Raw genomic sequence first — 14,247 nt, forward strand, 5'->3', positions numbered from 1 at the left:
GCCTGCTTGGTGGCGGCCGCGGTGATGAGCACCGCGCTGCCCCAACTCGCCTACGCAGCAACGACGTCGGACGGCGATGACGGCGAGGGAGTCGTCGACACCGTCAGAAGCTGGTTCACCGGCGACGACACCGACGCTCCCGAGCCGCCCTCGCACGACGAGGCCGGGATAGCCGACCGGCAGAAACTGCCCAAGGGAAAGAACGCCCCCAAGGCCAAGCGCGTCAAGGAACTCAGCGGTCGTCGCAGTGCGAATGCCCGCTTCTGGCAGCTTTCCGACGGACGCGTGCAGGCGGAGGTCTCGGCCACGCCGACCGGCTACCGGTCCGGTAAGTCCTGGAAGGACATCGACACCACGGTCCGGGAAAGCGACCGTAGGGGATTCGAGTTCTCCAACACCAGCAACGCGACGCGCAGCTGGTTCGGTGTGGACGCGGAGCGGCTGCTGCGGGTGGAGTCGGCGGACGGGCACGCCGTCACCGTCGGCCTTCCGCAGGCCGGGGAACTGCGTCCGGTCGCCGAGGGCGACGTCGTCACCTACCAGGACGCGGTGTCCGGCGCCGACCTGTCGTACCAGGTCGGTCCGGGACGGGTGAAGGAGAACATCGTCCTGGACCGGGCCCCCGACGGGCCGCTCACCTTCACGTTCACCCCTCGGTGTCCACGGACGGTGACCCCGTCGAGGACATCGCGGAGTCCCTCCGGTCTGCGGGCTGGAGCACGCGTGCGGGCGGAGCCGGTCCGCTGCTCCTGTCCGGGGACACTCCGGCGGAACACCCCGCGTACGGGGTGCCGGTGCAGAGCTACGAGGCCTTCACCTGCCTCGATCGGCCGGAGGTCTGTGCGGAGTTCGAGAAGGTGGCGGAAGGCGGCGAAGAGGACCTGTTTCGTGGCCACCTTCATGCCCTACGTCTGAGCGTCCCGCCCCGTCCCCGTACCGACGACGGGGCCCCGGTCAGCCTGACGCTGACCGGGGTCCCGTCGGTTTGACCGGGTCTCCTCCCGGGGTGCCCGAGGGTGGGACGCGGAGTGTGAGACAGGGCACCTCCGGGCGTCCGAGTGCGCCGGTGTGCGGGTGTGCGCCCGCATTCGCGCCCCTGATGCCCGCTTGTCACCACCCCCGGGGGCCGATTACTGTCACCACGCCTTGGTGAACGGGAAATCCGGTGTGATGCCGGTGCGGCCCTCGCCACTGTGATCGGGAAGTCCGGCTCCAGCCCCCAGGGGCAGCCACTGGGTCCTTTCTTCGGACCCGGGAAGGCGGAGCGCGGGCGGTGGTACCCGTCAGCCAGGAGACCGGCCAAGGCGCGTCAACCATCCACGAGGTGCTGGAGAGGGTCTGCTGAGCCATGCACATAGCCGAGGGTTTCCTACCTCCGGCGCACGCGATCGCCTGGGGTGTCGCGTCCGCGCCGTTCGTCGTCCACGGAGTCCGGTCACTCACCCGTGAGGTCAGGCAGCACCCCGAGAGCACCCTGCTCCTCGGGGCGTCCGGCGCCTTCACCTTCGTCCTGTCCGCGCTGAAGCTGCCCTCGGTGACCGGCAGTTGCTCGCACCCCACCGGCACCGGTCTGGGCGCCATCCTGTTCCGGCCGCCGGTGATGGCGGTGCTCGGCACCATCACGCTGCTCTTCCAGGCGCTGCTGCTCGCGCACGGCGGGCTGACCACGCTCGGCGCCAACGTCTTCTCCATGGCGATCGTCGGGCCGTGGGCCGGGTACGGCGCCTACCGGCTGCTGCGCCGCCTCGACGTGCCGCTGATGGGCGCCGTGTTCGGCGGCGCGTTCGTCGCCGACCTGTCCACGTACTGCGTCACCAGCGTCCAGCTGGCGCTGGCCTTCCCCGACCCGAGCAGCGGGTTCCCGGGCGCGCTCGGCAAGTTCGGCTCCCTCTTCGCCGTCACGCAGATCCCGCTCGCGGTGAGCGAAGGGCTGCTGACGGTGCTGGTGATGCGGCTGCTGGTGCAGTCCAGCAAGGGCGAGCTGACGCGGCTCGGGGTGCTGGTCACCGGGGCGCGGACGCGGCAGGCCCGACAGGAGACCGGGGCGGTGACCCGATGAGCCGGAACGCGAAGATCAACCTCGTACTCCTCGCGCTGGTGGCGGCGCTGGCCGTGCTGCCGCTGGCCCTCGGCCTCGGCGACGACAAGGACGAGCCGTTCACCGGCTCCGACGGCCAGGCGCAGTCGGCGATCGCCGAGGACCACCCGGACTACGAACCCTGGTTCTCCCCGCTGTACACACCGCCGTCCGGGGAGATCGAGTCGGGCCTGTTCTCCCTCCAGGCGGCGCTCGGCGCGGGCGTCCTCGCCTACTACTTCGGGCTGCGCAGGGGCAGGCGCCAGGGCGAGGAGCGGGCCCGGACCGCGGCCGCCGGACCCGCCGACCCCACCGCCGGACGGGACTGACCGCCGGTGCTGCCGATCGACGCGGCGGCGCACAGCAGCCGCTGGCGCCGCCGCCATCCCGTGGACAAGGCCGTGCTCGGACTCGGTCTGACGGTGCTCGCGATCTCGCTGCCGCCCTGGCCGGGCGCGGCCCTGGTGCTGCTGACCGCGCTGGCGCTGCTGCTCGGCCCGGCCGGGGTGCCGGGCCGTCAGCTGTGGCGGGCCTACAGGGTGCCGCTGGGCTTCTGTGCGACCGGCGCGGTCACCCTGCTCGTCCAGGTGGGCGGCCCGGACGGGTTCGTCTCCCTCGCCGCCGGCGGCCCGGCGCGCGCCGGGGAGTTGCTGCTGCGGACGTCGGCGGCGTCCCTGGGCGTGCTGCTGTTCGCCTTCACCACACCGATGTCGGACCTGCTGCCGCGCCTGGTGCGGGCCGGGGTGCCCGCACCGGTCGTCGACGTGGCGCTGGTGACGTACCGGATGAGCTTCCTGCTGCTGGACTCGGTACGGCTGGTCCGCGCCGCGCAGGCCGCCCGGCTCGGCCACACCACCCGCGCGGCGACCTGGCGGTCCCTGGCGGGGCTCGGGTCGACGGCGTTCGTGCGGGCCTTCGACCGGGCGCAACGGCTCCAGACCGGCCTCGCCGGACGCGGCTACGACGGCTCCCTGCGGGTGCTGCTCCCCGAAACCCGCGTCTCCCCACGCTTCACCGGCGCCAGCCTGACCCTGCTCGCGGCCGTGGCCGCCCTGACCCTCGTACTCGAAAGGCCACTGACATGAGCGAGCCCGCACTGGTCGCCCTGCGGGGCGTGTCCTTCGGCTACGAGGACGGGCCGACCGTCCTCAGCGGCCTCGACTTCGACGTCCACGAGGGGCGTGCGCTCGCCCTGCTCGGCCGCAACGGCAGTGGCAAGACGACCCTGATGCGGCTGCTGAGCGGTGGACTGCGCCCGCGCGAGGGCCGGTTGACGCTGGAGGGGCGGCCGGTCGGCTACGACCGGAAGGGGCTGACCCGGCTGCGGACGACCGTGCAGCTGGTGGTGCAGGACCCGGACGACCAGCTGTTCGCCGCGTCCGTCTCCCAGGACGTGTCCTTCGGGCCGCTCAACCTGGGGCTGCCCGACGCGGAGGTGCGCGCCCGGGTCGACGAGGCGCTCGCCGCGCTGGACATCACCGCGCTGGCGGACCGGCCCACCCATCTGCTCTCCTACGGCCAGCGCAAGCGGACCGCGATCGCGGGCGCGGTCGCGATGCGGCCGAGGGTGCTCATCCTCGACGAGCCGACCGCGGGTCTCGACCCGGACGGGCAGGAGCGGCTGCTGACCACCCTGGGCGGGCTGCGGGCCACGGGGACGACGGTGGTGATGGCCACCCACGACGTGGACCTGGCGCTGCGCTGGGCCGACGACGCGGCCCTGCTGACCCCGTCCGGCGCCCACACCGGCCCCACGGCTCGGATGCTGGCCCGCACCGACCTGCTCGGTCAGGCGGGGCTACGGCTGCCGTGGGGCATCGCGGCGGCCCGGCTGCTGCGCACGAGGGGCCTGCTGGCGGAGGATGCCGCGGGGCCGCGCACCGCGGAGGACCTGGCAGCGCTCGCGGGGGCGGCGGGGTGAGGGCGGCTCAGCCCCACTTCTGACGGTCCGTGCGGTCGCAGGGCAGGGCGCGCAGGCCGGCGGCGGCGTCGGTGAGGCAGTGGTGGGTGACGGCGTTGCGGATCTCGACGGAGTGGTCCCGCAGCGGGGTGACGGTCCACCGCTGGGTGGGGTACTCGCCGCAGTCGGCGGGGCGCGGCCCGTGGTCGCCGTGGTCGAGGCAGGCTCCGGTGGCGTGGTTGCGGAGCCGGGTGGTGCCGTCGTCCGCGGTGGCCACCGTCCACCGCTGGTAGTTGAGGGCGTTGCAGGGGTAGGAGCGCAGCCCGTGGTCCAGGCTGTCGTCCAGACAGGCGCCGGTGGCACGGTTGACGAACATGCGGCCCGCGTCGGGGGACCGCTGGGCGCCGGCAGCGGTGTCGGCCGCCGGGGCGGGGTCGCCGGTGGCGGGCAGGAGCAGGGCGGTGAGCGCGCCGCCCAGCAGGGCACCGGCGAGGGCTCCGGCGCCGGCGTACCGCCAGCGGTGGCGGGGACGGTGCCCGGGGTCGGGGCCGGGGCCGGGGTCGGCGGCGGGGTCGGCGGCGGGTCCGGGTGGTGGGGGCGGGGGCGCGGCGGGCTGGCTGCGGTGGGCCGCCTCCCACAGGGACCGGTACTCCGTGGGGTCCGCCTTCAGGGCGACGCAGAGGTCGCGGACGGTGGACCAGGGCGGCACCGTGCTGCCGCGGAAGTAGCGCGACAGGGACGAGTCGCTGATCCGCACCTCGTCCTCCAGCGCGCGCAGGGTGCGGCCCGAACGCTGCTGGAGCGCGCGCAGGGCGCCGCCGAGGGCGCGTGCCGGGTCGTCGTCCGGGGAGACCTTGCCGACGGGCATCTCCGAGTCCTCCACGCCGGGCCGCCCGGGTGCTCCCGGTGGCCGTCCGAAATCCCGGGACGTCTACGTCCCCGCAGGTCAGAACCTTAGGGATCCCGACATCAGTGAAGCAAACGGGACAAGCTTGCGAAGGGTGACGGACCCTCACAGACTCGGATCACCGCGCTCCCCGGAACCGTCCGGGACCGCGTTCGGGCCGCGCCGTCGAGACGTGTGCGCGGCCAACCCCAGACGCCGTCACGTCAGTTCGTCGTGTCCGCCGCGTCTGCCGACCGACAGGAGCACACCATGCACCGCACCTCCGCACGCCGACGGCTGCGCCCCGCCCTCGTCGCCCTCTGCGCGTCCGCCCTGCTGCTCGCCGCGGGCACCGCCCCCACGCAGGCCGCCGAGCCGGAGCCGTCCGGGTTCCAGGCCGTCCAGGTCGACAAGGCGGACGGGACGCCGACCGGCGGCGTCATCCCGTGCGACTGGGGCGTCCGGGCCCACTGGACGGAGGGGAACCCGGCCGACCTGACGTACTCGGCCCGCTTCTGGTGCCCGCCGGTACCGGACGGCCCGGAGCTGGCGGGCTTCGTGGAGGCGTCCCTGTGGGGGGCGGACGGTGAGGTGAGGGAGATCGCCCCGCGGGCGGACGTCGTGCCGTACGACCCCTCGGAGACGGTCAGTGAGTCGACGGTGCGGGTGAACCGGCCGAGCACGCAGTTCGCCCGGCACACCTCCTGGGTCCAGTTGCTGTCGGTGGACCCCACCAAGGTCTGGGTCTGGGGAGCGCTGCCCGAGGGCTGTGACGGGACGGGCTCGCCGATCGCGTCCTGCGAGATCGACAGCGACCTGTTCACCGTCGAGTAGCGGGCCCGCCGCTCAGCTGATCTCCTGTTCCGCCCAGATGATCTTGCCGCGTGGGGTGTACCGGGCGCCCCAGCGGTGGGCCAGTTGGGCTACCAGGAAGAGGCCGCGGCCGCCCTCGTCGGTGCTGCGTGCGTGGCGCAGCCGGGGGGCGGTGCTGCTGGCGTCGGATACCTCGCAGGTCAGCCGGGCGTCGCGGAGCAGGCGTAGGCGGATGGGCGGTTCGGCGTAGCGGACGGCGTTGGTGACCAGTTCGCTCACGATGAGTTCCGTGGTGAGGGCCAGGTCCCAGAAGCCCCACTCCTCCACCTGGCGGGTGGCGCGGGCCCGGACGTCGGCGACGGCGGCCGGGTCCGCCGGCACGTCCCAGGAGACGACGTGGTCGGCGCCGAGGGCGTGGGTGCGGGTGAGCAGCAGCGCGATGTCGTCGGCCTGCGGTACGGGGACCAGCCGCCGTACGACCGACTCGCACAGGGCGCGCAGGTCGGGCTCGGGCCGGGCGAGGACCTCGCCGAGGCGGTCCATGCCGCGGCCCATGTCGTGGTCGGCGCCCTCGATGAGGCCGTCCGTGTAGAGGCCGAGGAGGCTGTTCTCGGGCAGTTCGACCTCCATCGCCTCGAAGGCCATGCCGCCGAGGCCGAGCGGGGGCCCGGCCGGGGGCTCGGGGAAGGACACCGTGCCGTCGGGGGTGACGACGACGGGCGGCGGGTGTCCGGCGCGGGCCATCGTGCAGTGCCGGGTGACCGGGTCGTAGACGGCGTACAGGCAGGTCGCGCCGAGGAGCGGGGTACGGGTGCCGTCGCCGGGTTCCTCCTCGCCGAGCCGGAGGACCAGGTCGTCGAGGTGGGCCAGCAGGTCGTCCGGCGGCATCTCCATGTCGGCGAGGGTCTGTACGGCGGTGCGCAGCCGTCCCATGGTCGCCGCGGCGGCGAGTCCGTGGCCGACGACGTCGCCGACGACCAGGCCGACCCGGCCGCCGGAGAGCGGGATGACGTCGAACCAGTCGCCGCCGACGCCGCCCGGCGCGTCCGCGGGGAGGTAGGAGGAGGCGACCTCCAGGGCGGTGCCGCCGGTGAGGGCCTGCGGGAGGAGGCTGCGCTGGAGGGTGACGGCGGCGGTGTGCTCGCGGGTGTAGCGGCGGGCGTTGTCCACGCAGAGCGCCGCCCGCGCCACCAGCTCGCGGGCCAGCAGGACGTCGTCGGGCCGGAAGGAGACGGGGTTGAGGGAGCGCATGAAGGTGGTGAGGCCGAGGGCGGTGTTGCGGGCCCGCATCGGCACGGAGATCAGCGAGTGGATGCCGTACGCGCGGATGTTCGCGGCGCGTCGCGGCTCCTGGGCCAGCCACAGCTCGTCGGCGGGGTCGAGGACGGGGATGTGGACGGCCTCGCCGCTGATCAGCAGGTGCACGTCGTGCGGCGGGGGCAGGAAGTCCACGCGCTCCCCGACGCCCGCGACCGCCTCCGGGCCGCCCTCGCGCACCGACCTCAGCGCGGCGCGCCGCATCACCGGCCGCAGGTGCGCGGGGCCCGCGTCGGGGAGCCAGGTGTCGTGGCCGCCGGTGCTGAGGACGGTGTCGAGGAGGTCGACGATGACGAAGTCCGCGAACCGGGGCACGGCGAAGTCGGCCAGTTCCTGGGCGGTGCGCAGCACGTCGAGGGTGCGGCCGATGCTGGTCCCGGCCTCGTTGACGAGGGACAGCAGCTGGCGGGCGTTCCACCGCTCGGTGACGTCCAGGACCATGTAGCAGACGCCGGTGATGGCGTCGGCGGCGTCCACCAGGGGGAAGAACGACGTGGAGTAGGCGTGCCGCCGGTGCGGGTCGGCCCAGCTCCAGCCGACGTACTCGTAGTCGGTGACCGGGATGCCGGTCGCCAGGACCTTGCGCATCAGGCCCTCGATGGCCTCCGCCTGGAGGCCGGGCAGGAGTTCGCTGAGGCGGTGGCCGAGGCGCTGCTCGCGCGGGATGCCGCCGAACTCCTCCAGGGTGTCGTTGAGCCAGACGTAGCGCAGGTCCAGGTCCATCACCGCCATGCCGACCGGTGAGCGGGTGAGGAACCCGTCGAGGACGGACTGGCCGAGGGCCCACCGCTGGCGCGGCTGCCGGGCGGAGAGCAGGAAGCACTCGGTGCCGCCGATCCGGAAGGACGCGGAGACGCGCAGGTCGACGTGGACGCGGCGGCCGTCGCCGTGCCGCAGCGGGGCCTGGCCGCTCCAGCCCATCCCGGCCCGGCACCGCTCGGCGATCCACGCCACCCGCGCCGGGTCGCCGGGGCCCGCGAGCAGCCGCCCGGCGGACCGGCCGACGACCTCCCCGGCCGCCCGGCCCAGCAGTTCCTCGGCGGCCCGCGTCCAGCCCGTCACGACACCGCTGCCCGCCACGACGGCCACCGCGTCGGTGGACGCGTCGAACCGCCCGGCGTCGCCGGGCTCCGGGTCCACGGGGTTCATGGCTCGGTCCCCTCTTTCACAGCACCATCGTCCTGCTACTCCGCCGGATCCGCACGGTCCGCCGGTGCGGCAAGAAGGGAGGGGCGGGAGGAGCATGGAAGTGGCGGTCGTCGGAACCCGGGGCGCGCGGGTGCCGCCGACCGGTGGAGGAGGTGCTGTCATGACAGCGGGATCCTTCCGACCCGCGGACGGCGAGTCCGAGGAGCACGGCGGGTACGGCGACTACGGGGCCCACGACGCGGAGCCGCCCCGGCCGACCGGTCTGCTGGACGTGCTGAGCGTCGCCGCGGTGGTCCTCGACGCCGACGGCCGCATCGTGTTCTGGACCCCGCAGGCCGGGGAGCTGTTCGGATACCGCGCGGACGAGGCGCTGGGCAAGTACGCGGCGCGGCTCTTCATCCACCCCGAGCACCTCCAGGCGGTGATGAGCCTGTTCGCGGAGGTGCTGGAGACCGGCCGCAGCTGGGCGGGGGCGTTCCCCGTCCGGCACAAGGACGGCTCCACCCGGCTCACGGAGTTCCGCAACATGCGGCTGACGGACGACCTCGGCGACGTCTACGCCCTCGGCATCGCGGCCGACCACGCCCTGCTGGAACGCGTCGAGACCGATCTGGCGCTGTGCGAGCGGCTGATCAACCAGTCCCCCATCGGGCTGGCCCTGATGGACCCCGACCTGCGCTACCGCCTGGTCAACCCGGCGCTGGAGCGGATCGACGGCATCCCCGCCGAGGACCACATCGGCCGCCATCTGCGGGAGACCCCTGCGCTGCCCGACGTCGACACCGTGGAGTCGGCGCTGCGCCAGGTGCTGGCCACCGGGACGCCGCTGCTCGACCAGTACCACGTGGGCCGCCCGCCCGCCGACCCGGACCACGAGCACGCCTGGTCACTGTCGTTCTACCGCCTGGAGGACCCCGGCGGCCGGGTGCTGGGCGCGGCCACGTCGGTCGTCGACGTTTCCGAGCGGCACCGTGTGGCGGCCGAGGCCGACCGGGCCCGCCGCCGTCTCGCGCTGATCGCCGAAGCCTCCGCGAAGGTCGGCACGAGCCTGGAGGTCGACCTGACCGCCCGGGAGCTGGCCGACATCGCCACCGCCGAACTCGCCGACGTGGCCGCCGTGGACGTCCTGGACGCGGCGCTGGCCTGCCGCCGCGCCCGCAGGCCGGACAACGGCCCGGAGCTGTTCCGGGCGCTGGCGCTGAAGGCGGCGCACCCCACGGTCGCGGTGAGCGCCGCCGACGCGCCGGGCGACCTGGCCGCGTACGACGGCGACCGCCTGGTCACGCTCTGTGTGCACACCGCGCGGCCGGTGCTGGTGGAGCGCGTCGGCCGCCACGACCTGCCGCGGATCGCGCGGGACGCGGAGGCCACCGCGCTGCTGGCCCGCGCGGGCGTGCACTCCTACCTGGCGGTGCCGCTGATCGCGCACGGCGAGGTGCTCGGCGTCCTCGACCTCAAGCGCACCCGCAACCCGGTCCCGTTCGACCGGGACGACGTGCTGCTCGCCTGTGAGCTGGCCGGGCGGGCGGCGGTGGCCATCGACAACGCGCGCTGGTTCCAGAGCGTGCGCAACACCTCGCTCACCCTCCAGCGCAGCCTGCTGCCGGACCACCCGCCGCACCACCCGGGCCTGGAGCTGGCCTCCCGCTACCAGCCCGCCCAGGCCACCAGCGAGGTCGGCGGCGACTGGTACGACGTGATCCCGCTGGGCGACGACAAGACCGTCCTCGTCGTCGGGGACGTGATGGGCAACGGCATCGACGCCGCCGCCACCATGGGCCGCCTGCGGACCGCGACCTGCGCCTACGCCGACCTCGACCTGGACCCCGGGGAGGTGCTCCAGCACCTCGACAAGATCACCTGCGACCTGGAGCACTACATCGTCACCTGCGTCTACGCCGTCTACGACCCCGCCACCCGTGCCTGCCGGATCGCCAACGCCGGTCACATGCCGCCCGCGCTGGTCCGCCGCGGCGCGGCGCCCACGCTGCTCGACCTGCCCGCCGGGGCCCCGCTCGGCGTCGGCGGCGTCGCCTTCGAGACGACCACCGTCGGCCTCGGCCCCGGCGACCTGCTGGTCCTCTACACCGACGGCCTGGTGGAGACCCGGCACCACCCCATCGACGACCGCCTCGACACCCTCCTGGGCTTCCTCACCGAACCCCACGGTTCCCTGGAGGAGACCTGCGACCTGCTGCTGCACGGTCTGCGCCACCCCGACGACCACGACGACGTCGCCCTGCTCATGGCCCGGATCCAGGACCCGCCGTAACCGCACGGGGTCACGGGACCCCGGCGTCCGCATGGCCGCCCGCGCCCAGTCTGCCGGTCGGCAGGAACGGCTCCCGCGCCGACAGCCGGGGCAGTTCCCAGCGGGATACCCGCAGCACCACCGGGGGCAGCGCGGCCCGCGCCGCCTGGCCGAGGCGCAGCCAGCCGGGCACGTACACGGCGGTGCGGCGGCGTTCCACGGTCCGCACGAGCCGGTCGGCGACGTCGGCCGCGGAGTGCAGCCGCCGGGCCGGTCCCATGTGGCGGCGCAGCTCCCGCAGCACGGGGTGGCGGTCGGCGTCGCGGACCATGTCGGTGTCGGTCCAGCCCAGGTAGGCGATGCCGACGGCGACGCCCTGCGGGGCGACCTCGGCACGCAGCGCGTGCGCGAACGCCTCCACGCCCGACTTGGAGGCGCAGTAGGCGCTCATCAGCGGCGCGGCGCCGAACGAGGCCATCGAGGCGACCTGGAGGAAGTAGCCCTTGGTGGCCTCCAGGTCGGCCAGGAAGGCGCGGGCGGTGAACGCGCTGCCGGTGAGGTTGACGTCGATCACCCGGCGCCACAGGTCCAGGTCGGCGAGGGCGAACGGGCCGCCCTCCGCGATGCCCGCGTTGGCGACGACGACCGACGGCGTGCCCAGTTCCGTACGGACCCGCCGGGCGGCCCGGTGGAGCGCCGGGGCGTCGGTGATGTCGAGTTCGACGGTCAGGGTCGGGGTGGGGAGGGTCGCGGCGACCGCGTCCAGGGCCCGCAGCTCGTGGCCGAGCAGGGCCACCCGGGCGCCGCGCCGGGCGGCGGCGCGGGCGACGGCGGCGCCGACACCCCGTGCCGCGCCGGTCACGACGACCGTGCGGTCCCGCAGCGGACTGGTGGTCACGGTCTCGGGAACTGCCACGGTGGCACCTTTCCTCCGGTTCTCCCGGCTTCGGTCTCTACCGACTCTTCCCGTTCCGCGGCGGGAGCGGATGCGGTACGCCCGGACGGCCCCCTGCCGAAGGCCGGTGTGGCGAGGGTTGCGGTGGGGGCGGGCTGGGCACCCGGTCGGCACTGTGAGTGTGCGTGCGATACGACAGCCCGAGGCGCGGCGGCGTCCGCCGCGGCGCCGGATCCTGGTCGCCGGGTGGTTCAGCTTCCTGGACGGGGAGGCCACTGCCGGTGACGTGCTGGCGCTGCGCCGGGTGGAGGACGTCCTGCGCCGGGCTCGGTCCGAGTACGACGTCGTGTGGAGCCCCGGCTTCCGGGCGGGCGCGCTGCACCTGGACGACGTGCGCGCCGAGGACTACACCCATCTGGTGTTCGTGTGCGGCCCCCTGCACGGGCCGCAGGTCGAGGAGTTGCACCGGCGGTTCGCGCACTGTGTGCGGGTCGCCGTCGGCACGTCCGTCGTCGACCCGGGCAGCGCGGCCGTGGCCGGGTTCCACCGGGTGCTGGCGCGCGACGCCCCCGCCGCCGCGCCGGTGGAGGACCTGGCGGCGCGCGCGCCCGCGGTCCCGGTGCGGCCGGTCGTCGGGGTGATCCTCACCCACGGGCAGCACGAGTACGGCCCCCAGCGGCGGCACGACGAGGTGGCCCGCACGGTGACGGGCTGGCTGGCGGGGCGGGACTGCGCGCGGCTGGAGCTGGACACCCGGCTCGACGCCCACGACTGGCGGCTGAGCGCGACCCCGGCCCAGTTGCTGTCGGTGCTGGCCCGGCTCGACCTGGTCGTCACCGACCGGCTGCACGGGCTGGTGCTGGCGCTGCGCGCCGGGACGCCCGCGCTGGCCGTCGACCCGGTCGCGGGCGGCGCCAAGGTGAGCGCGCAGGCCCGCGCCTGCGGCTGGCCCGCGCTGATCGGTGCGGAGCGGCTGGACGGACGGCTGCTGGAGCGCTGGTGGGAGTGGTGCCTGACGTCCGGCCGGGTGGCCGCGCGCCAGGTGCGCGCCGAGTTCCTCGAGGGCAGCGCGCCGGACAGCGCGGACGGGCTGCTGACGGCGCTGGACGCACCGCTCGGTCAGCCGACGTAGCGGCGGGCGGTGGAGGCGCGCTGCGCGTGTTCGAGGGTCCGCAGCCGGGCCTCCACGTCGGCGGGCAGCACCCGGCGTTCGCGCAGCACCCACGGCAGCGCGGCGGCGGCCTCCGCGAAGCCGCGCAGCGAGGTGGCGTCACGCGGGACGGTGCGGGCCAGGTACCAGGTGCGGCGCAGCGCGCGTCCGGCCGGGCGGCGCAGCCAGGTGAACCACAGCGTGTTGCGGATGCCGTGCGCCCGCCGCACGGTGGAGTCCCGCAGCACCGACGGCTGGTGATGGATCGTCAGATAGTCGGCGTACGTCAGCCACCAGCCGTTCGCCGCGAGGTCGGCGGCGAGCAGTTCCTCCTCGCCGCCCAGCCACAGCCGGGGGTGGAAGCCGCCCGCGGTGCGGAAGGCGTCGGCGCGCAGCACGGTCGCGGCGGCGAGGAAGGACCCGAGCGCCGGACCGGGCAGCCAGGACGGGCCCGGCACGGGCGAGCCGCGCAGCTCCGCCACGATGGGGTCCTCCGTGCCGTCCGGTTCGACGACGATCCGGGCGGTGACCGTGCCGACCGCCGGGTGGCGGTCGAGCAGGTCGGCGGCGCCGGACAGCGCGCCGGGCGCCCACCAGGAGTCGTCGTCGCAGAACGCCACGTACGGCGTGCGGACCCCGCGCACGGCCGCGTTGCGGCCGACCGCGCCGAGGTTGGTGGCGGCGCGCAGCAGCCGGACCCGGGGGTGGTGGCGGCGGACGGCGTCCGCGGTGCCGTCGGTGGAGGCGTTGTCGGTGACGAACACCTCGGGGCGTTCGGGGAGTTCGGCGAGGCGGTCGAGGGTGCGCAGGAGTTCGGCGCACCGGTTGTGGGTGATGATGACGACGGAGGTGCGCGGGTCGGTCATGGGCTCGTCTCCTCCAGCAGCCGGGCGGCGCGTTCCAGGTGCGGGGGCAGCGGGCTGCGGGCGTGCAGGGCGGCGGGCAGCCGGGTGACCGCCTCCCGCAGGGCGCGCCGGGCGGGGACCTCGCGGCGGGCCTCGGCGGCCAGTCGGCAGGTGCGGGCGACGGCGTGCGGCACGGGGCGGCGCAGCCAGGCGGTGAGGACCTCGTTGCGGCGGACCATGGCGGGGCGCTCCGGGCGGGGCCCGGTCGACGGATGGTGGTGGGCGGTGACGTCCGGGCAGTGGACGACGCCCCAGCCGCGGGCGGCGAGGTCGTAGGCGAGGCAGGTCTCCTCGCCGCCGATGAACAGCAGGTGGTGGTAGCCGCCCGCGTCGAGGTAGGCGGCCCGGCGGACGACGGCGGCGCAGCCGAGGAAGCCGAGCACCTGGGTGCCGGGCAGGTCGGCGGCGGGGCCCAGGGGTGAGCTGGCCAGGACGTCGTTGAGCGGGTCGGGCGTCTCCTCGGGGCCGACGAGGGTACGGGCGGAGAGCAGCCCGAGCCTCGGGTGGGCGTCGAAGTACCCGGCCGCGCGGGCGAGGGAGCCGGGCGCCCACCAGGAGTCGTCGTCGCTGAACGCCACGTACGGGGTGTCCAGGGCCCGGACGGCGTGGGTGCGGGCCAGGGCGCCCCGGTTCGACGGCAGGGCGACCACTTTGACCTGCGGGAACTCCCGGGCGAGCCGGGCGCGGGTGCCGTCCGTGGAGGCGTTGTCGGCGACGACGACGGGCGGGCGTTCGGGCAGGTCGAGGAGGTGGCGGAGGGTGACGGCGAGTCGGTCGGAACGGTTCCGGGTGGCGATGGCCACGCCGACGCGTGCGGTGCTCATGACGGGTGCCGGTCCAGGGGGTCGGGGGCGGGGGGTGGTGCGGAGGGCGTCCGTGGGGCGACGGGCCCGGCGCATCCGGG

13 protein-coding genes and 1 riboswitch are annotated in these 14,247 nt (G+C 74.9%); of the genes, 8 read left to right on the forward strand and 5 right to left on the reverse strand.

Features of this window, described 5'->3' with window-relative positions; translation table 11 throughout:
• Positions 1 to 9 precede the first annotated feature (9 nt).
• The 5 genes from ABZ659_RS21855 to ABZ659_RS21875 all read left to right on the forward strand — a co-directional run bounded on the left by ABZ659_RS21855 (position 10) and on the right by ABZ659_RS21875 (position 3,998).
• A complete protein-coding gene (locus ABZ659_RS21855) occupies positions 10 to 915 on the forward strand; it encodes a hypothetical protein (RefSeq protein WP_360222512.1) in 906 nt (301 codons plus the stop codon).
• A gap of 215 nt (positions 916 to 1,130) precedes the next feature.
• Positions 1,131 to 1,319, forward strand: a riboswitch (cobalamin riboswitch).
• A gap of 29 nt (positions 1,320 to 1,348) precedes the next feature.
• Positions 1,349 to 2,059, forward strand: a complete 711-nt coding sequence (locus tag ABZ659_RS21860) for an energy-coupling factor ABC transporter permease (RefSeq protein ID WP_360222515.1) — start codon at positions 1,349 to 1,351, stop codon at positions 2,057 to 2,059.
• Complete coding sequence (locus tag ABZ659_RS21865; protein WP_360222518.1) at positions 2,056 to 2,406, forward strand: energy-coupling factor ABC transporter substrate-binding protein; 351 nt, start codon at positions 2,056 to 2,058, stop codon at positions 2,404 to 2,406. Before ABZ659_RS21860 ends, ABZ659_RS21865 begins: the two co-directional genes overlap by 4 nt.
• A 6-nt stretch (positions 2,407 to 2,412) precedes the next feature.
• Positions 2,413 to 3,162 carry a cobalt ECF transporter T component CbiQ gene (gene cbiQ, locus ABZ659_RS21870; RefSeq protein WP_360222521.1) on the forward strand — a complete coding sequence of 250 codons (750 nt, stop codon included), beginning with the start codon at positions 2,413 to 2,415 and terminating at the stop codon, positions 3,160 to 3,162.
• The gene (locus ABZ659_RS21875; RefSeq protein ID WP_360222524.1) at positions 3,159 to 3,998 is read left to right on the forward strand and encodes an ATP-binding cassette domain-containing protein; all 840 of its coding nucleotides are present in this window, start codon (positions 3,159 to 3,161) and stop codon (positions 3,996 to 3,998) included. The genes cbiQ and ABZ659_RS21875 overlap by 4 nt, the downstream gene beginning before the upstream one ends.
• A 7-nt stretch (positions 3,999 to 4,005) precedes the next feature.
• Here the strand turns inward: ABZ659_RS21875 and ABZ659_RS21880 are convergent, their stop codons facing one another.
• Positions 4,006 to 4,845 (reverse strand): helix-turn-helix domain-containing protein, encoded by an 840-nt coding sequence (locus ABZ659_RS21880; RefSeq protein ID WP_360222527.1) that lies wholly within the window; start codon positions 4,843 to 4,845, stop codon positions 4,006 to 4,008.
• Between the two features lie 288 nt (positions 4,846 to 5,133).
• Here ABZ659_RS21880 and ABZ659_RS21885 point away from each other — a divergent pair, with 288 nt between their 5' ends.
• Entirely contained in the window at positions 5,134 to 5,697 is a 564-nt protein-coding gene (locus ABZ659_RS21885) for a hypothetical protein (protein WP_360222530.1), read from the forward strand.
• 12 nt (positions 5,698 to 5,709) lie between these two features.
• Here the strand turns inward: ABZ659_RS21885 and ABZ659_RS21890 are convergent, their stop codons facing one another.
• Positions 5,710 to 8,142, reverse strand: a complete 2,433-nt coding sequence (locus tag ABZ659_RS21890) for a SpoIIE family protein phosphatase (protein ID WP_360222533.1) — start codon at positions 8,140 to 8,142, stop codon at positions 5,710 to 5,712.
• Positions 8,143 to 8,302: 160 nt separating this feature from the next.
• Between ABZ659_RS21890 and ABZ659_RS21895 the strand changes: the two genes are divergently transcribed.
• The gene (locus ABZ659_RS21895) at positions 8,303 to 10,414 is read left to right on the forward strand and encodes a SpoIIE family protein phosphatase (protein WP_360222536.1); all 2,112 of its coding nucleotides are present in this window, start codon (positions 8,303 to 8,305) and stop codon (positions 10,412 to 10,414) included.
• A gap of 10 nt (positions 10,415 to 10,424) precedes the next feature.
• Here ABZ659_RS21895 and ABZ659_RS21900 read toward each other — a convergent pair whose 3' ends face one another.
• Positions 10,425 to 11,291, reverse strand: coding sequence for an SDR family oxidoreductase (locus ABZ659_RS21900; RefSeq protein WP_360222713.1), 867 nt, complete (start codon positions 11,289 to 11,291; stop codon positions 10,425 to 10,427).
• A 178-nt stretch (positions 11,292 to 11,469) separates the two neighbouring features.
• On the opposite strand from ABZ659_RS21900, the gene ABZ659_RS21905 reads away from it, so the two are divergent.
• Positions 11,470 to 12,420, forward strand: a complete 951-nt coding sequence (locus ABZ659_RS21905; protein ID WP_360222539.1) for a polysaccharide pyruvyl transferase family protein — start codon at positions 11,470 to 11,472, stop codon at positions 12,418 to 12,420.
• On the opposite strand, the gene ABZ659_RS21910 is transcribed toward ABZ659_RS21905, so the two are convergent.
• Together ABZ659_RS21910 and ABZ659_RS21915 are read right to left on the reverse strand one after the other, a co-directional pair.
• Positions 12,408 to 13,304 carry a glycosyltransferase family 2 protein gene (locus ABZ659_RS21910; RefSeq protein WP_360222542.1) on the reverse strand — a complete coding sequence of 299 codons (897 nt, stop codon included), beginning with the start codon at positions 13,302 to 13,304 and terminating at the stop codon, positions 12,408 to 12,410. The two genes, ABZ659_RS21905 and ABZ659_RS21910, sit on opposite strands and share 13 nt — an antisense overlap.
• A complete protein-coding gene (locus tag ABZ659_RS21915) occupies positions 13,301 to 14,167 on the reverse strand; it encodes a glycosyltransferase (protein WP_360222545.1) in 867 nt (288 codons plus the stop codon). The genes ABZ659_RS21910 and ABZ659_RS21915 overlap by 4 nt, the downstream gene beginning before the upstream one ends.
• Positions 14,168 to 14,247 lie beyond the last annotated feature (80 nt).

This window comes from Streptomyces sp. NPDC006997 (genome assembly GCF_040635175.1).
Taxonomy (GTDB): domain Bacteria; phylum Actinomycetota; class Actinomycetes; order Streptomycetales; family Streptomycetaceae; genus Streptomyces.